The following is a 21858-nucleotide window of genomic DNA, read 5'->3' as shown; positions in this document are numbered from 1 at the left end:
CCATGAAACTGTATCGTTTTCTTTCGGCCGACGACACGTCGGAATTCTGCCACAAGGTGACGGCGGCGCTGAACAAGGGGTGGGAACTGCACGGCTCTCCGACCTATGCCTTTGACGCGGCCAACGGCGTGATGCGCTGCGGGCAGGCCGTCACGAAGGACGCGCCGGGCGAGTATACGCCGGAGACGAAGCTGGGAGAGCAGTGATGCAGAAGACCAACGCGGGCCGCTTCTTCGAAGATTATCGGGTGGGCGACGTGATTCAACACGCCGTGCCGCGTACGGTATCGGGGGGCGAGCGGGCGCTGTACCACGCGCTTTATCCGATGCGGCACGCGCTTTATTCGTCGGACGAGTTCGCGCGCGACTGCGGGTTGCCGGGCGGGCCGCTGGATGATTTGGCGGCCTTCCACATCGTCTTTGGCAAGACGGTGCCGGACGTTTCGCTGAACGCGGTGGCGAACCTGGGCTACGCAGAGGGTCGCTGGCTGAAGCCGGTCTGGCCGGGCGACACGCTGCGCGCATCGTCGGAAGTGATCGGGCTGAAGCAGAACTCCAACGGGCGGACCGGCGTGGTCTGGGTGCACTCGAAGGGGTTCAACCAGCACGATGATTGCGTGATGGAGTACAAACGCTGGGTCATGCTGCGCAAACGCGACCAGGACGCCCCCGCGCCGGAGACGGTGCTGCCGGAACTGAAAGCGGTGCTGGACCCGGCCGATCTGGTGATCCCCGAGGGGCTGGATTTCACAGGGTATGACTGCACGCTCGCGGGGGAGCCGCACCGGCTGGGCGACTACGAGATCGGCGAAAAGATCGACCACGTGGACGGCGTCACGATCGAGGAGGCCGAGCACATGATGGCGACGCGGCTCTGGCAGAACACGTCGAAGGTGCATTTCGACGTCACGGCCCGGCCCGACCAGCGTCTGATCTACGGCGGGCACGTGATTTCCATGGCGCGGGCGCTGTCGTTCAACGGGCTGGCCAACGCGCAGATGATCGTCGGGCTGAACGGCGGCGCGCACGCGAACCCGTGCCTGGCGGGCAACACGGTAAAGGCATGGTCCGAAGTGCTGGACAAGGCACGGACCGACGCGCCGGGTGTCGGCGCGATCCGGCTGCGTCTGGTGGCGACCAAGGGCGGCGCGCCCTTCGCGTTGAAAGGGCCGGACGGCAAGTATCTGCCGGATGTCCTGCTCGACCTCGACTACTGGGCGCTGATGCCGGTCTGATCCGGCCCTTCGCGGCGGCCTGCGGCCCGGCGCGCCGAAGCCCCGAAAAACGCGGCGATCCTCCTCCCAACCCGACAGAATCCCTCATGATCCTGCGCAGGGAGATCAGTCACCGCAGCGCGCAGGTGTTATCGCCGATGCTGTGATCACAGCGTTACTTACTGTGATCACAAAGGTCGGAATTTCGTCCAAATGCCGCAAAAAAACCGTGTCATGCTGCAAGCGCACAGGTGACAGCCGTGTAAAACCCTCTAAAACGGCAGCGACGACGTTCATAATCCGAAAGGTGACGCCATGGCCGACGTGAACCGGGGCAATCGCCCGCTCTCACCCTTCATGATCGGGCCGTACTACCGCCCGCAGATGACCTCCATCTCTTCGATCATGGTCCGTATCACGGGGATCGCCTCTCTGGGGACTGCCGCGCTGCTGGTGCTCTGGCTGCTGTCTGCCGCGACCTCGCCCGAGATGTACGCCTGGGTGAACGGCCTGCTCACCAGCTTTGTCGGGGATGTGCTGCTGTTTCTCGGATCTTGGGCGATCTGGTTCCACATGTTCGGCCGCCTGCGGCATGTGATCTGGGATCTCGGCTACTTTGTCGACATCGAGCCCGCCGAGACCATGGGCAGCCTGATGTTCATCGCGGCGACCGTTATGGCGCTGTTTACCGCCATCGTCGTGTAAGGAGAGAGAGCATGCAATTCCTCACCGATCGCAAGCGCGCACAGGGGTTGGGGTCCGGCCGCAGCGGCACCGGGCACCACAAGCGGATGTTGATGACCTCCATGGCGCTGGTCGTTCTCGTCCCGCTTTTCGTCTTTACCTTCGGCACCGGCCTTGGCGGCAGCTACGAAGAGACGCTGGCCTTCTTCTCGCGGCCCTTCCCGGCAATCGTGACGGGGCTGATGCTGGTCGTCGGCATCCTGCACTTCAACGGCGAATGTCAGGAGGCGGTCGAGGATTACGTCCACGGCCTGAAGGGGGCGCTGCTGAGCGCGGCCGTCACCGGCTTCTCCTGGCTCCTGATCGCTGCCGGGCTTTTCGCCCTGGTCAAGCTGGCGCTCTAACGACATTCCGGGCGGCGTGCGGATTTTCACTGAAAATTCGGGTCCCCAAGATACGAGGCTGAACATGGCAGCATATCAATACGAGACGCATGAGTACGACGTGGTTGTGGTGGGGGCCGGCGGCGCGGGCCTGCGCGCGACCCTCGGCATGGCTGAACAGGGGCTGCGCACCGCCTGCGTCACCAAGGTTTTTCCGACTCGTTCGCACACCGTGGCGGCACAGGGCGGCATCGCCGCCTCGCTGTCGAACATGGGCCCCGACAACTGGCAGTGGCACATGTACGACACGGTAAAGGGCTCCGACTGGCTGGGCGACACCGACGCGATGGAATACCTCGCCCGCGAGGCGCCGAAGGCGGTCTACGAGCTTGAGCACTACGGCGTGCCCTTCTCGCGCACCGAGGAAGGCAAGATCTATCAGCGGCCCTTTGGCGGCCACACCACCGAGTTCGGTGAGGGCCCGCCGGTACAGCGCACCTGTGCCGCCGCCGACCGCACCGGCCACGCCATCCTGCACACGCTCTACGGCCAGTCGGTAAAGCAGCAGGCCGAGTTCTACATCGAGTATTTCGCCATCGACCTGCTGATGGAGGACGGCGTCTGCAAGGGCGTGCTGTGCTGGAAGCTGGACGACGGCACTTTCCACGTCTTCAACGCGAAGATGACCGTGCTGGCGACCGGCGGTTACGGCCGGGCCTATTTCTCCGCCACCTCGGCGCATACCTGCACAGGTGATGGCGGCGGCATGGTCGCGCGGGCCGGGCTGCCGTTGCAGGACATGGAGTTCGTGCAGTTTCACCCGACCGGCATCTACGGCTCGGGCTGCCTGATCACCGAAGGCGCGCGGGGGGAGGGTGGCTACCTGACCAACTCCGAGGGCGAGCGGTTCATGGAGCGTTACGCGCCGACATACAAGGACCTCGCGCCGCGCGACTACGTCTCGCGCTCGATGACGATGGAGATCCGCGAGGGTCGCGGCGTCGGCAAGGACGGCGACCACATCCACCTGAACCTGTCGCACCTGCCCGCCGAGGCGCTGGCCGAGCGCCTGCCGGGGATCTCCGAGTCTGCCAAGATCTTTGCCGGAGTCGACGTGACGAAGGAGCCGATCCCCGTCATTCCGACCGTGCACTACAACATGGGCGGCATTCCGACGAACTACTGGGGCGAGGTGCTGAACCCGACCGAGGAGAACCCGACCGCCGTGGTGCCGGGCCTGATGGCTGTGGGCGAGGCGGGCTGTGCCTCCGTGCACGGGGCTAACCGGCTGGGGTCGAACTCGCTGATCGACCTCGTGGTCTTCGGCCGCGCCGCCGCGATCCGCGCGGGCGAGGTGGTCGACCGGGCGGCCGCGATCCCGACCGCGCCGAAAGGCGAGATCGACAAGGCCTTCGACCGGTTCGACGGGCTGCGCTACGCGCAGGGGAGCGTGTCCACCGCCGAGCTGCGGCTGGAGATGCAGAAGACCATGCAGGCGGATGCTGCCGTTTTCCGCACGGCGGAGACCATGGCCGAGGGTGTCGAGAAGATGACCGCCATCGCGGGCAAACTGTCGGACCTGAAGGTCACGGATACCTCGCTGATCTGGAACTCCGACCTGATGGAGACGCTGGAGCTGACCAACCTGATGCCGAACGCGCTGGCCACCATCGTAGGGGCGGAGGCGCGCAAGGAAAGCCGTGGGGCCCATGCGCACGAGGACTACACGTCGCGCGACGACGAGAACTGGCGCGTGCACACGGTGGCGCGGGTGGATGGAAATGCGGTCGATCTGAGCTATCGTCCTGTCATCACAGACCCGCTGACCACCGAGGACGAAGGCGGCATCAGCCTCAAGACGATCGCGCCCAAGGCGCGGACCTTCTGAGGCGCCGCAGGCCAGGTGGATGCGCGCGTGACCGGACGGATGCAGAAAGGGGCTTTTCGGGGCCTCGGGCCGGGCAGGGGGGTCGCCCCCGGCCAAGGTTTCTGTGTGACGCAGGGCCGTGCCATGGCGGGTTTGGTGTCAACCGTCCACAGGGGAATCCTGCCATGAACCGCGCCACCTCGATCGCCTGCTTTGTTTTATCGGGCCTTTTCTCTCCGGGCCTTGCCGCACCCGCCGCTGCCCAGCAATGGTCGGCTGAGACCGTCACCCTGCATCAGCGTTGCTATGCTGAAGCCAACGCCATAGGTTTCTCCGGCGAGAAGACTGGCTATGCCGCCTCCTATAACGCCGCCGTCGCGGCGTGTGTGTCGCGCGGGACAGAGCGCTATGCCGGGTATCACCCGCTGCCGCATCGGGCCCGCGCGCCGGTCACAGGCAACTGCCCGCCCGGTGCTCCGCCCATGTATCGAGGAACACTCTATTGTCCACGTCACTGAGACTTGCACTCCTTGCACCGCTGCTGTTTGCCGCCGTGGCGGCCTGTTCGCCGCAGGTGCAGGACCAGATCGCCCGGGAGGCGGCGCGTTCCACCGTGGCGCGCGTGGTGACTCAGCAACTGCCCGGTGTGCCGGTCCAGCCCGCCATTGACTGTGTCATCGACAATGCCACCGCAGCGCAGATCTATGCGCTGGGGGCCGACACGCTTGGCGGGCCGACGCAAAGCTCGGTGGAGATCGTCGCCCAGATCGCGTCGCAGCCGCAGACCGTACAGTGCCTCGCCACGCGCGGGCTTCCCGCGCTCATGCAGGGGCAGACCGCAGGGCGCGCGGGATGATCGGGCCCACGTTCTTCGCTGGTCTGCGCCCGAGGCGGGCACGGGAAGAATCGCGGCGCCTGGGCGTCTACCCGCGTCTGAACGGTCAGTATCAGGCGCTCATGCTCGAGGCCTTCGATACGAAGGCCACCGTGGTTGAGGTGCGGGACCTTTCTGATGCGCTGGCGCGCGCGCGCAACGGCACGCTGTCGGGCCTGTGGATAAATTTCGACGACAAGTTCGTGGTTCCACGCAGGCGCGAACGCCAGATGATGGCAGCACGAAAGACCGTCCGTACGCTGAGCCGCCTGAAGAAGCTGGGCGTGCCGCTCATGCTGACGCTGCACAACGAGAAGCCGCACGACGGCTGCGACCCAAAGGCCTTTGGCCACCTGCGGGGATTCCTGTTGCAGAACGCGGATCTGGTGCACGGCCACAGCAGTGCTGCCGCCGCACTGGCGCAACGTTCCGGGACGCCGGAGGCACGGATCGGCGTCGTGCCGCATCCCAGCTACCTGGGGCACGTTCCCGGGGCGACCGCCCGCACAGCAGGGCCGGAGGCGCCGCGCTTCCTGAGCTTTGGTGCGACGCGGCGCTACAAGGGCCACGACCTGATGATCGAGGCCTTTGCCACCATGCGCGAGGCGCCGCGCGTGGCGCACCTGACCGTCGCGGGAAATGCGCGGGAGGAGGGGGGGCTCGACTTTGCCCGGCTCTCCGGGCGCGTGACGCTCGATCGCGATGCCCGCGTGATCCCGGAGGCGGAACTGCCCGCGCTCTTCGGGGCGCATGACTGGGCCGTGCTGGCCTATCGCTCCAGTCTGACTTCCGGCGCGGCGATGCTGGCGCTGAGCTTCGGGCTGCCGGTGGTGGCGCCCGATCTTGGTGGGATGCGCGAGGTGCTGACCGGGCCGCTGGCCGATTTTCTCTTTGCCCCCGGTGATGCGGGTGCCATGGCGGAGGCGCTCGACCGCGCAACCCGCGTGACGCCCGACGACTGGCTGACGCTGCACGGCGCCGCCCTTGCCCGGGCGGAGGCCCTGCGCCCCGCCGTCGTTTCCCAGGACTTCAAGGCCTTGCTTGCAAGGCATGCCATGTTGCCGGCGCCTCTGGCCCGCGCGATCCAACCCAGGAAGGACTTGACCCATGGTTCAATTCACGCTCCCCAAGAACTCCAAGGTCCGCACGGGCAAGACCTGGCCCAAGCCGTCCGGCGCGTCCAACATGCGCGCCTTCAAGATCTATCGCTGGAATCCCGATGACGGCGACAACCCGCGGGTCGACACCTACTACCTGAACATGGACGAGTGCGGCCCGATGGTTCTGGACGCGCTCATCAAGATCAAGAACGAGATCGACCCGACGCTGACCTTCCGGCGGTCCTGCCGTGAAGGCATCTGCGGGTCCTGCGCAATGAATATCGACGGGATCAACACGCTGGCCTGTATCTATGGGCTGGACGAAATCTCGGGAGACGTGCGCATCTACCCGCTGCCGCACATGCCGGTGGTTAAGGATCTGATCCCCGACCTGACGCTGTTCTACGCGCAGCACGCGTCGATCATGCCGTGGCTGGAGACCAAGACGAACCGCCCGGCGAAAGAGTGGAAACAGTCCATCGAGGACCGCAAGAAGCTGGACGGCTATTACGAATGCGTGATGTGCGCGTCCTGTTCGACGGCCTGCCCATCCTACTGGTGGAACAGCGACAAGTACCTTGGCCCGGCGGCGCTGCTGCATGCCTATCGCTGGATCGTGGATTCGCGCGACGAGGCGACCGGCGAGCGTTTGGACCAGCTTGAGGACCCCTTCAAGCTGTACCGCTGCCACACGATCATGAACTGCACAAAGACCTGCCCGAAGGGCCTGAACCCGGCAAAGGCCATTGCCGAGATCAAGAAGATGATGCTGGAGCGCGCCGCCTGAGGGAGCGCTTCCGCCGGGGCGCGCCCGTCTGGCGCGCGCCCCGCGACCTGACCTGAACCGGTTCCCTCCCGACAATCCCCGCAGAGCGGACGGCCGCCGCTCCGGGGTTGTGCACACTGCATGGCTTGGTTGCGCTATCGTCTGATGCGGCAGTGCAGCATCACGCCTATATGGCGGTCAGGGGAGGACTGGAATGGAAAGGTCAACCCGATGACGAATGTCACGAAACTGCAGGACGCCAAGGCAGCTGAAGCTCTGAAACTGCTCGAGCAGGCGTTTGAATACTACACCCCGGTCACTCGCCCGGAGTCCACCGCGCCGGTCTATGAAACCCTGCCACTGGCGGGATGACACACGTTAATGTCGCCGCAGGCGCGTGATTCGCACGCATACGTTGAGCGACTCGGTGATATCCTGTAACCTTCCCGTATTATACAGGGAGGCATACTATGGGACTTTCACGCAGACAGGCCTTGTCCCTCGGAGGGGCGGGCCTTTTGACAGCGACCGTGGTGCCGCTGGGCCAATGGGTCCGGCAGGCACGCGCCGCAGATTACATGCTGACGCGTTACAACGCCAACTCGCCCGAGGGGCGCGACATGCTGGGCATTTACGCGCACGGCGTCGGGCTGATGAAACAGCGGCCAAGCTCAGACCCGCTGTCGTGGGATTTCCAATATTACACCCACTGGATGCAGCAACCGAAGGCGCAAGCCATCGACGATATCTACGGCCCCGACCCCTCGCCCGAGAAGATGGCCGCAGAGGCAATGTGGAATACCTGCCGCGGGCATATTGCCTGGGCTTCGCAGGCGGACTGGTTCGTGCCCTGGCACCGGATGTACGTGCTTTACCTCGAACGCATCGTGCGGCGGGTCACGGGCGAGGACTCCTTTACCCTGCCGTACTGGAACTACACCAACCCGCAAACCGTCACGATCCCGGAGGCGTTCCGCGATCCGGACTCGCCGCTGTTCGTGGCGGACCGCAATCCTGGCATCAACGAGGGGACCCTGGGCATGGACGGTCTGTCCACCGGGTTCATGGGACGGGAAAATTACGCAGGCATCACCGGCTTCAACCGGACGCTGGACAACAATCCGCACGGGCAGGTCCATGTGCAGGTCGGCACGCCCACGAACATGGGCAGCGTTCCTACGGCGGCGAAGGACCCGGTATTCTGGGTGCATCACGCGCAGGTGGACCGCTGTTGGGCCAGCTGGAACGCGGCGGGCGGTGCCAACCCGACCGAAGACGCCTGGACCGGCCGGACCTTCCAGTTCTTCGACGCGGTCGAGAACACGCTGGTGACGGTGCCGACGGGATCGGTCACCACGACAGAGGCGCTGGGCTACAACTATCAGGACCTGATCCAACCCATGCCACCCGCGACGGAAATGGTTTCGGCTGACAAGCTGCGCGAGACGTTGCCGATGGTGCTGGCGGCGGCAGAAGGGGTGCCGATGACCGAATCCGTTCCGGGTGCGCAAGGCCCCCTGAAGCTGGGGACGGGGCCGGCCACCGCGCGGCTGGACGCGCTTCCGATCCTGAACGAGGAAGCGGTGACCGACAGACCGCAGCGTACCTACCTCGTGATTTCGGACCTGGCAACAGAGGTCCAGCCGGGGGTGGTCTACGATGTCTACATCGGGGGCGCGCAGGTCGCGGAAGCCAAGGCGGAGGCGTGGAAGGTGGGCCAGATCCACTTCTTCAACGCGGCCAGCAACCTGGAAAGCATGGCGGAGGGCAACGCCATCTTTACCTTCGACGTGACCGACAAGCTGGACGTGCTGACCGCCGAGGCCCCCGGAATGGACGCTCCGGAAGTCACCATCGTGCCCGCCGGGCAGCCCCGGGCCGAGGCGCAGCCGCTGGTGGGCACGATCCGCCTGATGCGGGAGTGATCGGGCGCGGGCTTTCGGAATTCGGGTAGACGGGATAGGACCGGGGTCATGCTGATCCCGGTCCTTGTCATTCTCGCCTTTGTCCTGTTGCTGATCTTCAATCGGCCCGAGACGCGCCTGTGTCGCTGGCGGGAATACCGCACGGGCGAGGGGGCGCGCTGGACATGCGTCGCCTGCGGGGCCACGGTGCTGGGCAGGGCGGGCGAGCGGCCCGACCGATGCCTGCGCGGGCAGGTGCAGGGGTGAAGGGCACTCCCTTGATACAAGTTGAAGAAAGCACCCGATGATCCCCGATGACGCCGAGGCGCGCCGCGCCATTGCACCCGTGATCTGCTACCCGACCGAAAGCCTGCCCAAACCGGCGCTCGGCCTGTATCGCTCCGCGCTGGAAGGCGCGGGGGTCGTGGCCTCCGTCATCGCGCCGCCGCGCGAGGCCTGCACTTTTGAGGTGCGCGCCGGGCAGTTCTTTCGCATCACCTGCGTGGAGGCGCCGCAGGTCGGTGACCTGAACCTCTGGAATGCGCATGACCTCGCCGAGCGTTTCTTTTCCGGCAAGACACGGGCGCTGCACGGGACGCATGTGACGACCGGGGACAGGCTGTGGTCGACCCTGCCCAGCCTGCGGCCCATGGCGACGATCGTGGAGGACGCGCTGGCGTGGTACGGGATCGACCCTCACGGCGGTTCGGTGCATGACGTGATCGGCACGCGGTGCGATCCATACACGCATCGGCTGCTCTCGGGCGGGAATTACCACCATTGCTGCCATTCGAACCTGACCCGCGCGCTTGCGGAGGCGCGGGCGATACCGCTGGCCGAGGCGGAGGCGCACGTTCACGACGTGCTGAACGTCTTCATGTGCACGGGGTTCACGCGGGAAACGGGGCAGTATTTCATGAAGGCTTCGCCCGTTCGGCCCGGCGATCACCTCACATTCTTCGCGGAAATCGATCTGCTGGGTGCGCTCAGCGCTTGTCCGGGGGGCGATTGCGGCGCGGAGCACAGTTCCGATGCGGCGCGCTGCGGCCCCTTGCGGGTCGAGGTGCTCGCCCCGGAGGAGGGCGCGCTGGGCGACTGGCGGATGCCGCCGCCCAGCGGTTACGACCGTTCGCACGGTCGATAGCGGTGTACGTCAGGCGAAGGCCGCCTCGAGCGCGATTTCCACCATGTCCCCGAAGGACCGTTCGCGATCCTCCGAGGGCAGGGCTTCGTGCGTGAGGAGGTGATCGGAGACGGTAAGCACCGCCAGCGCCCGGATACCGTGACGCGAGGCGAGGGTATACAGTTCCGCGGCTTCCATTTCCACGCCGAGAATGCCGTGCCGCATCATCTGTTCGTTGAGATCCGGCCGTTCGTCATAGAAAATGTCCGAGGAATAGATCCCGCCCACATGGACGCCCGCATCGCGTTTGCGTGCGGCGGAAACCGCGGCCTCCAGCAGGCCGAAATCGGCGCAGGGCGCATAATTCAGTTCCCGGAAAATGCCGCGCGACGGGGTCGAAAGGGTGGAGGCGGTCATCGCGACGATGATGTCGCGAATCTTGACCGCGTCCTGCATCCCACCGCAGGAGCCGATGCGGATCAGCGTTTTGGCGCCATAATCGCGGATCAGCTCATTGGCATAAATCGACAGGCTGGGCATGCCCATGCCCGATCCCTGAATCGTGACCCGGTTCCCTTTCCATGTGCCGGTATAGCCAAGCATGCCGCGAACACGGTTCACACAAACCGCATCGTCGAGGAAAGTCTGGGCCGCCCATTCAGCGCGCAGCGGATCGCCGGGCATGAGAACGCATTCCGCGATCTCGCCCGGCTTTGCACCGATATGAATTGTCATGGCGGATTACAGCGCCATGTCATCGAGCGATTTGCCCGCCTGCATCGCCTCGATCAGCCAGTTGGGCTTGCGCCCGCGGCCGGTCCAGGTCTGGGAAGCATCGGCAGGGTTTACGTATTTCGGCGCACCCTTGGAAGATTTTCCGCTGGATTGAACCACGTCCTCCAGTGAAAAGCCGTATTCCTTTGCCGCCATTTCGGCGGCGCGCTTCGCCTCTGCCATACGGCGGGCATCCACGCTCTTCAGCGCCTTCTGGGCATCGTTTATCAACTTCTGCAACTCATCACGGGAAAGCGTTTCCAGATCCACGTTCATTCCTGTCTTCCCTCGCTGATTTAATAGGTGCTTTAGGTAATGGGTAATCAAGGGCATCTTTTCAAGATGGTAGAAACACCACGTTACCGGAAAATTAATAAGAGTTCCGGGGTCGGACTCATCGCGCTTTTTCCAATGGCCTTGCCATAACTGTTCGTGCCGACTGTTCGAAAAAAATTGTACGGTCCGTGGCAAAATTCGCATCGGTCTGAAACGGCTTTGGGGTGTTTCGGCGATCGGTGTTTGTCTGGAGGAGTGTAAACAACGAAAAACCGGGCCCTGGGCCCGGTCCGTCGGTTCGAGATACCGAACGTGGATCCGAAGTGGTTTTTACTGCGCGGCGACGGACCGGGAATCAACGAGTCCCACAATGTCCTTCATTATGGCGTTCAGTTCAAAATCCTTCGGCGTGTAGACCCGGGCGACCCCCATGCCCTTCAGCCGGGCGGCGTCCTCGTCGGGAATGATGCCGCCGACGATCACCGGCACATCGCCCAGCCCGGCCGCGCGCAGCCGGTTCATTACGTCTTCGACCAGCGGGATATGTGAGCCTGAAAGGATCGAGAGCCCGACCACATGCGCGCCCTCCTGCGCTGCCGCGACGATCTGTTCCGGCGTCAGGCGAATGCCCTCGTAGTCGATCTCCATGCCGCAGTCGCGGGCGCGGAAGGCGATCTGCTCGGCGCCGTTGGAATGCCCGTCGAGACCCGGCTTGCCCACGAGAAAGCGCATCCGCCGCCCCAGCCGATCCGATACCGAGTCGACCATGTTGCGCAGATCGTCCAGGCCTTCGGTCTTGTTCGACACCGCACGGGAGACACCGGTGGGCCCACGGAATTCGCCATGCACGGCACGCATTTCGCCAGCCCATTCGCCAGTCGTCACGCCGGCCTTCGCGCAGGCGATGGAGGCGGGAACGACGTTTTCGCCAGCCTTGGCCGCCTCGCGCAGCGATGTCAGCGCGGCCTTTACGGCGTCCCCGTCGCGCGAGGCGCGCCACTCCGCCAGCCGGGACTTCTGGTCCTCTTCCACCGCCGGGTCGACCACCATGATGCCGCCATCCTCGCCCACCAGTGGCGACGGCTCACCCTGCTGCCAGCGGTTCACGCCGACGACGATGGTTTCCTCTCGCTCGATGCGGTTCAGACGCTCCGCATTGGAGTCCACCAGCCGCGATTTCATGTATTCGATCGCGCCGATGGCCCCGCCCATGGAGCCGATGTTCGCCAGTTCGGCGCGTGCGCCAGCCTTCAGCGCCTCCACCTTGGCGTCCACCGCCGGGTTGCCGTCGAAGAGGTCGCCGAATTCCAGGAGGTCGGTTTCATAGGCGAGGATCTGCTGCATCCGCATGGACCACTGCTGATCCCAGGGCCGGGGCAGGCCGAGCGCCTCGTTCCAGGCGGGCAACTGCACGGCGCGGGCGCGGGCCTTTTTGGACAGGGTGACGGCCAGCATCTCGATCAGGATGCGGTAGACGTTGTTCTCGGGCTGCTGCTCCGTCAGGCCGAGCGAGTTCACCTGAACGCCATAGCGGAAGCGGCGCATCTTCGGGTCGTCGATGCCGTAGCGATCGGCCACGATCTCGTCCCAGAGGTCGACGAAAGCCCGCATCTTGCACATTTCGGTGACGAAACGGATGCCCGCGTTGACAAAGAATGAAATCCGACCACAGACGGTGGCGAAGTCCTCTTCGGGGATGCGCGGCTTCAACTCGTCAAGCACGGCGATGGCGGTCGCGAGGGCAAAGGCCAGCTCCTGCTCCGGCGTGGCACCGGCCTCTTGCAGGTGGTAGGAACAGACGTTCATCGGGTTCCATTTCGGCACGTTCTTGTAGCAGTACTCCGCCACGTCGCCGATCATCTTGAGCGAGGGTTTCGGCGGGCAGATGTAGGTCCCGCGCGACAGGTATTCCTTGATCAGGTCGTTTTGGACGGTGCCTTGCAGTTTCGCGACGTCCGCGCCCTGTTCCTCGGCCACGGCGATATAAAGCGCGAGCAGCCATGGTGCTGTCGCGTTGATCGTCATGGAGGTGTTCATCTGCTCCAGCGGGATGTCCCGAAACAGGGTCCGCATGTCGCCAAGGTGGCAGACGGGGACGCCGACCTTGCCGACTTCGCCCCGTGCGAGGATGTGATCACTGTCATAGCCGGTCTGGGTCGGCAGGTCGAAGGCCACCGAAAGCCCGGTCTGCCCCTTGGCGAGGTTCGCGCGATAGAGAGCATTGGATTTCGCGGCCGTGGAATGGCCCGCGTAGGTGCGGATGAGCCAGGGCTTGTCCTTCTTCGTCTCGGTCATCGGGGCCTCCTGGGGCGTGACACGCAGCGTGAATCTGCGTGGCAATGTTGTTGCGTACGTGACGGGATACGCGAAATATTATGACCCTGTCAATTCGCCGCGTTGCGGCGCTGCCGCCGCAGCATCCTCGGAAGGCGTGCGGGCGGCAAGCGGTGACTTTGCCAATCATCTCGAGGAGGGAGGTGAGGCCGCGCCGGGCGCCCGTGCTGCAACTGCACGGGACATTCTGCATTCGCTCGGTTATAAAGTTGCAAAATATGTGCAAACAGTGTTGCAATGTTGCGCGGCCATCCGTATCTCTCGGAGCAGCGCCGCGATTCTGCATCTGCAAAAAAACGGGCACGACACGGCGAGAGTTATGGACCTCAGACCCTGAAGGAGGCCGGGATGGCACTGGATCAGCAGACGGGCATCGCCCACTACGACGCGCCGGAAAAGGATCTCTATGAGATCGGCGAGATGCCCCCGATGGGCTATGTGCCAAAGAAGATGTACGCGTGGGCAATCCGTCGCGAACGTCACGGCGAGCCCGATACGTCGTTCAAGGTCGAGGTGGTCGATACCTGGGAAATCGACAGCCACGAGGTGCTGGTGCTCGTGATGGCCGCCGGCGTGAATTACAATGGCGTCTGGGCGGGCCTGGGCAAGCCGATCTCGCCCTTCGACGTGCACAAGCAGGACTACCACATCGCGGGCTCCGACGCGTCGGGGATCGTGTGGAAGGTCGGCTCCGCCGTGAAGAACTGGAAGGTGGGCGACGAAGTCGTGATCCACTGCAATCAGGACGATGGCGACGACGAGGAGTGCAACGGCGGCGATCCGATGTTTTCGCCGACCCAGCGGATCTGGGGCTACGAGACCGGCGACGGCTCCTTTGCCCAGTTCACCAAGGTGCAGGCCCAGCAGCTGATGCCGCGTCCCAAGCACCTGACCTGGGAAGAGTCGGCCTGCTACACGCTGACGCTGGCTACCGCCTATCGGATGCTGTTCGGCCACCACCCGCACGAGCTCAAGCCCGGTCAGAACGTTTTGGTCTGGGGCGCGTCGGGTGGCCTCGGCTCCTATGCGATCCAGCTGGCGAACACGGCAGGGGCCAACGCAATTGGCGTGATCTCGGATGAATCCAAGCGGCAGTTTGTACTGGACCAGGGCGCGAAGGGCGTCATCAACCGGAAGGACTTCAACTGTTGGGGGCAGTTGCCGACAGTCAATTCGCCGGAATACAACGAGTGGCTGAAAGAGGCGCGCAAGTTCGGCAAGGCGATCTGGGAGATCACCGGCAAGGGCGTGAGCGTCGACATGGTCTTTGAACACCCCGGCGAGGCGACCTTCCCGGTTTCCACGCTGGTGGTGAAGAAAGGCGGCATCGTGGTGATCTGCGCCGGCACCTCCGGTTTCAACTGTACCTTCGACGTGCGCTACATGTGGATGCACCAGAAGCGCCTGCAGGGCTCGCACTTCGCCAACTTGAAACAGGCGGCGTCCGCCAACCGCCTGATGATCGAGCGCCGCCTCGACCCCTGCATGTCCGAGGTCTTTCCCTGGGACGAGATCCCGGAGGCGCACATGAAGATGCTGCGCAACGAGCACAAGCCCGGCAACATGTCGGTGCTGGTGCAGGCGCCCAGGACCGGCCTGCGCACGCTTGAGGATTGCCTTGAGGCGGGCAAGTAACGTTTCACACGGTCCTGTGGCGCCTTTTGGGCGCGGCAGGGGGATACGACATGGCCCGCGAATCGGCATCGGTTCGCGGGCTTTTGCTATGCTTCGGGAGGGCCTGCCGGATTTCAGTTACTTAGCGCTGCCACCCCCCACTATTTCTGGGGAGGAAATATCCGTGAATATCGGCCGTGTCGGGCACATGGTAGAGTTGCCTTAATCAAACGTTAACCACCTGGAGACGAGGCTTGCCATGGGACATGATTGGATCTTGGACGTCCTGACCGACCTGAAGACCTTTGCGCGAGCCAACGGGATGCCCTCCCTTGCGGCGCAACTCGACGACGCGTCCTTCGTTGCTCAGGCGGAAATGACGTCCCTTGCCGAGGGCAACGGAATTGGGATTTTTGCGAAACGCGTCGCGTCTGGACGGGCTGATAGAACGTTTGGAGTCCGCTGAAGGGCTGGAAGACCTCCAGGTCCTGATCGAGGAGTTGCGCGACGAATACGGTGTGGATCACATCGTCTATCACTGGGTCAACAGCGCGGGGGAACAATACGGCTGCGGGACCTATGACCTCGAATGGGTCAACCGCTATGTGGAAAAGGGGTATCTGCGGATCGATCCGGTGATCCAGGGGTGTTACCAGCGCTTTCACCCGGTGAACTGGAAACGACTGGACTGGTCCTCGAAGGCGGCGCGGGCGTTTCTCGAAGATGCCATCACTCACGGAATAGGCAATCAGGGCTACTCCATCCCGATCCGTGGTCCGAATGGCCAGTTCGCCCTGTTCACGATGTCGCACAACGGAAGCGACGAGGGTTGGGAGCGGTTCACCGGTGATAACCGGCGGGATCTGATCCTCGTGGCGCATTACTTCAACTCGAAGGCGCTGGAGTTCGAGCCGGGCCGCACCCCGGAGGCGGCGCAGTCGCTTTCCCCCCGGGAAATCGAGGCGATGACCCTGCTGGCCATCGGCTACAACCGGGCGCAGGCAGCGGACACGCTGTCGATTTCGGAGCATACGCTGCGCGTCTACATCGAGAGCGCGCGGCACAAGCTGGGGGCGATGAATACCACCCACGCAGTCGCCCGCGCATTGAGCCGCGGCGTGATCGTGGTCTGATAACATGAAGCGCATCGTGTCCTCTGATCGGGCGCCCGCTTGGACGCGCGAAAGAAAATTGCGCCGCGGTCGGTAAACCATTGGTTACCGGCGCGCACGGCTATGGTGAAATCTCTTAACTACTTGAAATGCAGGGTCATTCCATCACCGAACGCCACTCCGGCTTTGCGAAGGAATGACCCCAATGATCCGCTACATCTACGGCAATGACCTCCACAAGTTCCCGAAACTGGCCCGCACCATGTTCCTCGACCGTGCCGACCAGTTCAAGACGCGCCTCGGCTGGGACGTGACCGTGGACGCGCGTGGCTTCGAGCGTGACGAGTATGACGCCGAGAACCCGCTGTACGTCATCTGGGAAAACAAGGACGGCACCCACGGCGGGTCGATGCGGCTGCTGCCCACTGTTGGCCGTACAATGGTGAATGACCACTTCATCCACCTGACCGACGGCGTGCACATCGAAAGCCCGCTGATCTGGGAATGCACGCGGTTCTGCCTGGCACGCGGTGCGGCACCGGGTGTCGCCGCGGCTTTGATGCTGGCCGGGGGCGAGGTCATGCAGGAATTTGGCGTCATGCATTATGTCGGCGTCTTCGACGCCCGCATGGTCCGCATTTACAAGCGCATCGGCTCCTCCCCCGACATCCTCGGACAGGAAGGCGAGGGCCGCGCCATGATCGCCGTCGGCCTTTGGGAATTCTCCGCCGAGGCGCAGGCGAAGGTCGCAAGAACCGCCGGCATCACGCCCGAAATGTCAAAGCGCTGGTTCGCGCGCTCTTTCGGCGAGATCGTCGATGAGGCTGGTCTGATCGCCGCCTGACCGCCTGATCGCCGCTTGACGGCCATTCCGATGAAACCGCGCGGCCCACCTGCCGCGCGCGTTTTCATGTCTGGCGGCGCCCTTGCGCTGGAGATAGGGTGCGCGCCATGTCCACGGCGAACCCCCTTTCCCCCATCACGTTCTCGGATGACCAGGCGCAGGCCCACGACCGCGTGTCCGAGATGCTCCGCGCTGCGGGTGTCGACCTCGATAGCGGCATTTGCCTGCCTGCAAAGGACAGTGACGCCCGCGTGATGGCCCTGATGGGCAAGGCCGGGTCGGGCAAGACGCTGCTGCTCTCGGAGCTGGTGAAGGCGCTTGAGGCAAACGGAGTGGAGATCGTCTCCGGCGATTACGAAAGCAAACGCGCCCGGGACGCGCGCACCCTCGCGGTGCTGGCACCGACGAACAAGGCGGCTTCCGTCCTCAGGATGCGCGGCGTGCCCGCGACAACGATCCACCGCATCATCTATACGCCGGTCTACGACCCGGAATACGAAAAGGTCGCCGTCTGGCTCGATGGCATGGGTGACGCGCCAGAGATCGAGGGCCTGCCCGAAGAGGCGCTGGCCCGCGCTCAGGCTTCCTTCGAGATACACAAGTCCATTCCCGCAGCCCTGGCGGCCGCAGGGCTCCGGGGGTCGGATTTCATCACCGGCTGGAAGCGCCGCGAAGAGCCGCTGGATATCGGTTTTGTCGATGAATCTTCGATGCTGGACGAGAAGCAGTTCGAAGACCTGCAGGAGATCTTCCCCAACCTCGTGCTGTTCGGCGACCCGGCGCAATTGGCGCCGGTGGGGCAGTCGGGGACGATGGTCTTCGACAAGCTGAAAGAGAGCCAGAAGCTGGAGCTGCACCGCGTCCACCGGCAGGAAGCGGACAACCCGATCCTCGACCTCGCGCATGCGCTGGCCGATCCGCAGCTGGGCTTCGACGATTTCCAAAGCATGGTCGAGGACATCGCCCGCCGCGACGACCGTGTGGTCCAGGCCCAGCGGGTGGAGGTCGACCTCATGGCGCGCTCGCCGGTCCTGGTCTGGCGCAACGCCACCCGCATCCGCCTGATCGACGCCTTCCGCCGCGTGCACGGCGCACCCGAGACCGAACTCCTCCCCGGCGAGCCGCTGATCTGCGACGGTCTCGAACTGCCGCTGAAGCACCGCAAGAAACGCCTCGACCTGGAGGCGCGCGGTCTGATCAAGGGCGCGCAGGTGATCTACCTCGGCCCGGGGCGCAAGCCGGGGTTCTCCAAACTGCACGTTGTGGGCGCCATCGAACCGCAGGTCTCCGCCGCCTCGATCGTCAAGATCGAAAAGCCGGAGCAGGCTGAGCCCTTCATCCCCTATGCCGCGCGCATGGGCGCCACCTTCCTGCACGGTGCGGCGGTGACCATCCACAAGGCGCAGGGCTCGCAGTGGGAGAACGTACAGGTCTTTGCCCCCGATCTCTTTGCGGCCGCGCGCATGGGCCGGGTGGAGGCGGGGCAACCGCTGTGGAAACGCCTCGCCTACGTCGCCATCACCCGGGCGCAGTCGCGGCTCTACTGGGTGGTGCGCAACCGACTGTCGAAACCCCGTGACGGCCTGCGCGTCGACGATCTTGCCGGCACGCCCGCGCCGCTCGCACTGGAAATGCAGGACAGCGCGGCGCCGCTCTGACGCGTCCGCGCTCCGCGCGGGGACACCGGGTCGCGCCGGTGTTTCTCCTTGGAAATACACTCATCCCGGCGCGGGCTGGGCCCGCGCCGATCGCTTTGGCGCAGCCAAAGCGAAACCCCTCAAAGTTTTACTACAGCCTTGCCGGTATTGCCCCCTGACAGCAGCGCTATGAAGGCATCGACAGCGTTGTCCAGCCCCTCGGTCACATCCTCCAACCACGTGATCTCGCCTGCGGTCACCTTTGGCGCGACCTCCCGGAGGAAGTCCGGGTAGCCGTCCCAATGATCGAAGATGATAAAGCCGTTCACCGACAGCCGCCGCGTCAGCACCGTGCGCCAGACCATAGGCAGCCGGTCGGTGTCGCCATCGGTGCCGGAATACCATGCGATGGTGCCGCAGACCGGGATGCGCCCGTGGTCGTTCATAAGGGGCATCACCGCCTCCAGGACCTTGCCGCCGACGTTCTCCCAATAGATGTCGATGCCATCCGGGCAAGCCTCTGCCAGCGCCTTGCGCAGCGACGAAGCATCCGCGTGGGCCCGGTGATCGATCGCTGCGTCAAACCCGAAGGTGTCCACCGCGATGCGGCATTTCTCCGCGCCGCCGGCCACGGCCACGGTGCGCAGCCCGGCCGCCTTTGCCAGTTGCCCCACCATGGCGCCCACCGGACCGGTGGCGGCGGCGATCACCAGCGTTTCGCCCGCGCGGGGGCGGCCGTATTCGCGCAGCCCGGTCCAGGCGGTGAAGCCCGGCATTCCCAACACGCCAAGCGCGGCCGTCTGCGGCAGGCTCTCGTCCCAGACCTGCGCCTCCGCCGCCTGCAGCACCGCGTGGCTGGCCCAGCCGGTGCGGCCGGTGACCAGAGTGCCCACGGGCAGGTCGTCGGCCTTGGAGGCAACCACCCGACCGATGCCCTGACCTGTCATCGTCTCGCCAATCTCGAGCGGTGCGGAGTAACTGCGCACGGCGTTCATCCGCCCGCGCATGTAGGGGTCGAGTGAGAGGTGTTCGACTTTTACCAGCACTTCGCCGTCGCCGGGTTCGGGCAGGGGGTATGTTTCGTGGCCGAAATCCTCAGGCACGGGCGTGCCCGCCGGGCGGCGGGCCAGGGTGATGCGGGTCATCTGTTCGGGCATGATATTTCCTCTGCGTCGTGTTGGGGAAAACCGGTTGCGCCCGGAGGCGCATCTTGCGCAGTCTAGACCCGGAGAGGCGGACGGCAAGGGAGGGCCAGATGCAGGGTATGATGATGAACATGCCGTTGAGGATCATCGAAATTCTCGACTATGCGGCAGGCGCGCACCCGGGGGCGGAAATCGTATCCATGCGCACCGAAGGCGATTTGCACCGGCAAAGCTATGCGCAGACCTACGCCCGCGTCGCGCAACTGGCGCACGGGCTGAAGGCGCTGGGCATCACCGACGGCGATCGTGTCGCCACACTGGCGTGGAACGGTTATCGCCATTTCGAGCTGTATTACGCCATCAGCGGCATGGGGGCGGTCTGCCATACCATCAACCCGCGCCTCTCGGCGGAGCAGATGCTTTATATTCTCGGTCACGCGGGCGACCGGGTGCTGTTCGTCGACCTGACCTTTGTCCCGATCATCGAGGCGCTGTCGGATCACCTGCCGGAGGGGCTGACGCTGGTGGTCATGACCGACCGGGCGCATATGCCCGACTCGCCCGTGGCCTTCCTGTGCTACGAGGACCTGCTCGACGGCCAGCCGGAGACCTACGACTGGCCTCGGATGGATGAGAACGCCGCCGCCGCGTTGTGCTACACCTCGGGGACAACCGGGCATCCGAAAGGCGCGCTCTACTCCCACCGTTCCACCGTGCTGCACGCCATGTTCATCGCGGTGACGCTGCCGCGTTCCCTGCACGAGGGCGCGCGCATCCTGCCGGTCGTCCCGATGTTCCACGTCAATTCATGGGGGCTGCCCTATGCCGCGCCGCTGGTGGGCGCCTCGCTCATCATGCCGGGGCCGAAGCTGGACGGTGCGTCGCTCTACGACCTGATGGAGGGCGAGGGGGTCACCGCCTCCTGGGGCGTGCCGACCGTCTGGTTGGGCCTCAGGGCAGAGATGGAGAAGCGCGGCGCCATGCCCGGCACGCTGAGGCAACTGGTGATCGGCGGATCGGCGGCGCCGCGCGCCATGATCGAGTTTTTCGAAAAGCAGGGCATCGACGTCTGTCACGCCTGGGGCATGACCGAAATGTCCCCGGTCGGCTCCCACGCGCAGGTGCCAAGCGGGCTCGACCTCAGCTACGACCAGAAGATCGCGCTGAAATCGAAGCAGGGGCGGCGCGTCTTCGGGGTGGAGATGAAGATCGTCGACGAGGCGGGCAACCGGCTGCCGCATGACGGCGAGGCGGCCGGAGAACTTTTCGTACGCGGCAACGCCATTATCGCGGGCTATTTCCAGAACCCGGAAGCCAGCGAGAAGGCCTTTGACGCCGAAGGCTGGTTTGGCACCGGCGACGTGGCGACCATCGATACGGACGGCTTCCTGTCGGTCCAGGACCGGTCGAAAGACCTCATCAAGTCGGGCGGCGAATGGATTTCCTCCATCGACCTCGAGAATATCGCCATGGGCCATCCGAAGGTGGCCAACTGCGCCGTGATCGCCATTCCACACCCGAAGTGGGACGAACGCCCGCTGCTGATCGTGGTGCCGCGCGACGGCGGACCGGCGCTGGAGGAGGTGCACGAAATGATGCTGGAACACATGGCCAGATGGCAGCTGCCCGACGCCATGGAATTCGTCGATGACCTGCCGCTGACAGCGACGGGAAAGGTGTCCAAACTGACACTGCGCGAACGCTTTGCTGGTTACGAGTTGCCCGATGCTGGCTGACGAACTGCGCATGATGGCGCCGCGCGACAGCGACTGGTTCACGCTGGATGCCACGCGGGTCAAGGCCTTTGCCGACGCGACGGAGGACTGGCAGGATATTCACCTCGAGGAGGGGTTTGCCTCCCAAACGCCCTTTGGCGGAACCATCGCGCATGGTTTCCTGACCCTCTCGATGCTTTCTGCCATGTCGTATCAGGTGACGGCGGATCTGAAGGGCGTGGCGTCCTCGGTCAATTACGGCTTCGACCGCATCCGCTTTGTCTCTCCGGTGCGGGTGGGGCGGCGGGTGCGTGGGCGCTTCTCCGTGGCGGGTGTCGACGAGGGCCGCCCAAAGGGGGCACCCGAGGATGCGCCGGCCGCGTGGCTCGATGTACACTGGGAGGTGGAAGTCGAGATCGAAGGCGAGGCGCGGCCCGCACTGGTGGCAAGTTGGATCACGCGGTTCTACGTGTGAACCGTTACGGGCTTAATG

At 64.5% G+C, this 21858-nt stretch carries 24 protein-coding genes; 20 read left to right on the top strand and 4 right to left on the bottom strand.

What is annotated here, in order from left to right:
• Nucleotides 1-2: 2 nt before the first annotated feature.
• The 13 genes from J5474_RS03045 (at nucleotide 3) to J5474_RS02985 (ending at nucleotide 9935) form a co-directional block, all read left to right on the top strand.
• On the top strand, nucleotides 3-206 hold the full coding sequence (locus J5474_RS03045; protein ID WP_209359176.1) for a DUF1737 domain-containing protein: 204 nt from the start codon (nucleotides 3-5) through the stop codon (nucleotides 204-206).
• Nucleotides 206-1234, top strand: a complete 1029-nt coding sequence (locus tag J5474_RS03040; protein WP_209359174.1) for a MaoC family dehydratase — start codon at nucleotides 206-208, stop codon at nucleotides 1232-1234. The genes J5474_RS03045 and J5474_RS03040 overlap by 1 nt, the downstream gene beginning before the upstream one ends.
• 294 nt (nucleotides 1235-1528) lie before the next feature.
• Nucleotides 1529-1918, top strand: a complete 390-nt coding sequence (gene sdhC / locus J5474_RS03035) for a succinate dehydrogenase, cytochrome b556 subunit (protein WP_209359172.1) — start codon at nucleotides 1529-1531, stop codon at nucleotides 1916-1918.
• 11 nt (nucleotides 1919-1929) lie between these two features.
• Nucleotides 1930-2301 (top strand): succinate dehydrogenase, hydrophobic membrane anchor protein, encoded by a 372-nt coding sequence (locus tag J5474_RS03030; RefSeq protein WP_209359170.1) that lies wholly within the window; start codon nucleotides 1930-1932, stop codon nucleotides 2299-2301.
• Between the two features lie 64 nt (nucleotides 2302-2365).
• Nucleotides 2366-4168: a succinate dehydrogenase flavoprotein subunit gene (gene sdhA, locus J5474_RS03025; protein WP_209359168.1), complete on the top strand. Its 1803-nt coding sequence runs from the start codon at nucleotides 2366-2368 to the stop codon at nucleotides 4166-4168.
• Between the two features lie 164 nt (nucleotides 4169-4332).
• Nucleotides 4333-4665, top strand: a complete 333-nt coding sequence (locus J5474_RS03020) for a hypothetical protein (protein ID WP_209359167.1) — start codon at nucleotides 4333-4335, stop codon at nucleotides 4663-4665.
• Nucleotides 4650-5003: a hypothetical protein gene (locus tag J5474_RS03015; RefSeq protein ID WP_245216196.1), complete on the top strand. Its 354-nt coding sequence runs from the start codon at nucleotides 4650-4652 to the stop codon at nucleotides 5001-5003. Before J5474_RS03020 ends, J5474_RS03015 begins: the two co-directional genes overlap by 16 nt.
• Nucleotides 5000-6244 carry a glycosyltransferase gene (locus tag J5474_RS03010; RefSeq protein ID WP_209359165.1) on the top strand — a complete coding sequence of 415 codons (1245 nt, stop codon included), beginning with the start codon at nucleotides 5000-5002 and terminating at the stop codon, nucleotides 6242-6244. The genes J5474_RS03015 and J5474_RS03010 overlap by 4 nt, the downstream gene beginning before the upstream one ends.
• Nucleotides 6129-6908 (top strand): succinate dehydrogenase iron-sulfur subunit, encoded by a 780-nt coding sequence (locus tag J5474_RS03005; protein ID WP_209359163.1) that lies wholly within the window; start codon nucleotides 6129-6131, stop codon nucleotides 6906-6908. Before J5474_RS03010 ends, J5474_RS03005 begins: the two co-directional genes overlap by 116 nt.
• A gap of 210 nt (nucleotides 6909-7118) precedes the next feature.
• Nucleotides 7119-7259 carry a hypothetical protein gene (locus tag J5474_RS03000; RefSeq protein WP_209359161.1) on the top strand — a complete coding sequence of 47 codons (141 nt, stop codon included), beginning with the start codon at nucleotides 7119-7121 and terminating at the stop codon, nucleotides 7257-7259.
• 146 nt (nucleotides 7260-7405) lie between these two features.
• Entirely contained in the window at nucleotides 7406-8812 is a 1407-nt protein-coding gene (locus J5474_RS02995; RefSeq protein WP_209359159.1) for a tyrosinase family protein, read from the top strand.
• Nucleotides 8813-8860: 48 nt separating this feature from the next.
• Nucleotides 8861-9058 carry a hypothetical protein gene (locus J5474_RS02990; protein ID WP_209359157.1) on the top strand — a complete coding sequence of 66 codons (198 nt, stop codon included), beginning with the start codon at nucleotides 8861-8863 and terminating at the stop codon, nucleotides 9056-9058.
• Nucleotides 9059-9095: 37 nt separating this feature from the next.
• Complete coding sequence (locus tag J5474_RS02985; protein ID WP_209359156.1) at nucleotides 9096-9935, top strand: urea carboxylase-associated family protein; 840 nt, start codon at nucleotides 9096-9098, stop codon at nucleotides 9933-9935.
• A 9-nt stretch (nucleotides 9936-9944) separates the two neighbouring features.
• Here the strand turns inward: J5474_RS02985 and deoD are convergent, their stop codons facing one another.
• From deoD to J5474_RS02970, 3 genes are all read right to left on the bottom strand, one after another.
• Nucleotides 9945-10649 (bottom strand): purine-nucleoside phosphorylase, encoded by a 705-nt coding sequence (deoD, locus tag J5474_RS02980; protein ID WP_209359155.1) that lies wholly within the window; start codon nucleotides 10647-10649, stop codon nucleotides 9945-9947.
• A 6-nt stretch (nucleotides 10650-10655) separates the two neighbouring features.
• A complete protein-coding gene (locus tag J5474_RS02975; protein ID WP_209359153.1) occupies nucleotides 10656-10964 on the bottom strand; it encodes an H-NS histone family protein in 309 nt (102 codons plus the stop codon).
• Nucleotides 10965-11294: 330 nt separating this feature from the next.
• Nucleotides 11295-13259, bottom strand: coding sequence for a protein meaA (locus J5474_RS02970; protein ID WP_209359151.1), 1965 nt, complete (start codon nucleotides 13257-13259; stop codon nucleotides 11295-11297).
• Here J5474_RS02970 and J5474_RS02965 point away from each other — a divergent pair.
• From J5474_RS02965 to J5474_RS02945, 5 genes are all read left to right on the top strand, one after another.
• Nucleotides 13237-13635, top strand: a complete 399-nt coding sequence (locus tag J5474_RS02965) for a hypothetical protein (protein ID WP_209359149.1) — start codon at nucleotides 13237-13239, stop codon at nucleotides 13633-13635. The two genes, J5474_RS02970 and J5474_RS02965, sit on opposite strands and share 23 nt — an antisense overlap.
• A gap of 11 nt (nucleotides 13636-13646) precedes the next feature.
• Nucleotides 13647-14933 (top strand): crotonyl-CoA carboxylase/reductase, encoded by a 1287-nt coding sequence (gene ccrA, locus J5474_RS02960; protein ID WP_209359147.1) that lies wholly within the window; start codon nucleotides 13647-13649, stop codon nucleotides 14931-14933.
• Nucleotides 14934-15364: 431 nt separating this feature from the next.
• Complete coding sequence (locus tag J5474_RS02955; protein ID WP_245216195.1) at nucleotides 15365-16045, top strand: helix-turn-helix transcriptional regulator; 681 nt, start codon at nucleotides 15365-15367, stop codon at nucleotides 16043-16045.
• Between the two features lie 184 nt (nucleotides 16046-16229).
• Nucleotides 16230-16868, top strand: coding sequence for an acyl-homoserine-lactone synthase (locus J5474_RS02950; RefSeq protein ID WP_209359145.1), 639 nt, complete (start codon nucleotides 16230-16232; stop codon nucleotides 16866-16868).
• 107 nt (nucleotides 16869-16975) lie between these two features.
• Nucleotides 16976-18526 (top strand): ATP-dependent DNA helicase, encoded by a 1551-nt coding sequence (locus J5474_RS02945; RefSeq protein WP_209359143.1) that lies wholly within the window; start codon nucleotides 16976-16978, stop codon nucleotides 18524-18526.
• Nucleotides 18527-18645: 119 nt separating this feature from the next.
• On the opposite strand, the gene J5474_RS02940 is transcribed toward J5474_RS02945, so the two are convergent.
• Nucleotides 18646-19662: an NADP-dependent oxidoreductase gene (locus tag J5474_RS02940; protein ID WP_209359141.1), complete on the bottom strand. Its 1017-nt coding sequence runs from the start codon at nucleotides 19660-19662 to the stop codon at nucleotides 18646-18648.
• A 98-nt stretch (nucleotides 19663-19760) separates the two neighbouring features.
• On the opposite strand from J5474_RS02940, the gene J5474_RS02935 reads away from it, so the two are divergent.
• Nucleotides 19761-21386 (top strand): long-chain fatty acid--CoA ligase, encoded by a 1626-nt coding sequence (locus J5474_RS02935; RefSeq protein WP_209359139.1) that lies wholly within the window; start codon nucleotides 19761-19763, stop codon nucleotides 21384-21386.
• Nucleotides 21376-21840, top strand: coding sequence for a MaoC family dehydratase (locus J5474_RS02930; protein ID WP_209359137.1), 465 nt, complete (start codon nucleotides 21376-21378; stop codon nucleotides 21838-21840). Before J5474_RS02935 ends, J5474_RS02930 begins: the two co-directional genes overlap by 11 nt.
• The last annotated feature ends 18 nt before the right edge of the window (nucleotides 21841-21858 follow it).

The organism is Sagittula salina (assembly GCF_017813235.1).
GTDB lineage: Bacteria > Pseudomonadota > Alphaproteobacteria > Rhodobacterales > Rhodobacteraceae > Sagittula > Sagittula salina.
Note: the sequence above shows the minus strand (reverse complement) of the source record. Positions and strands in the feature narration are given on the sequence as shown.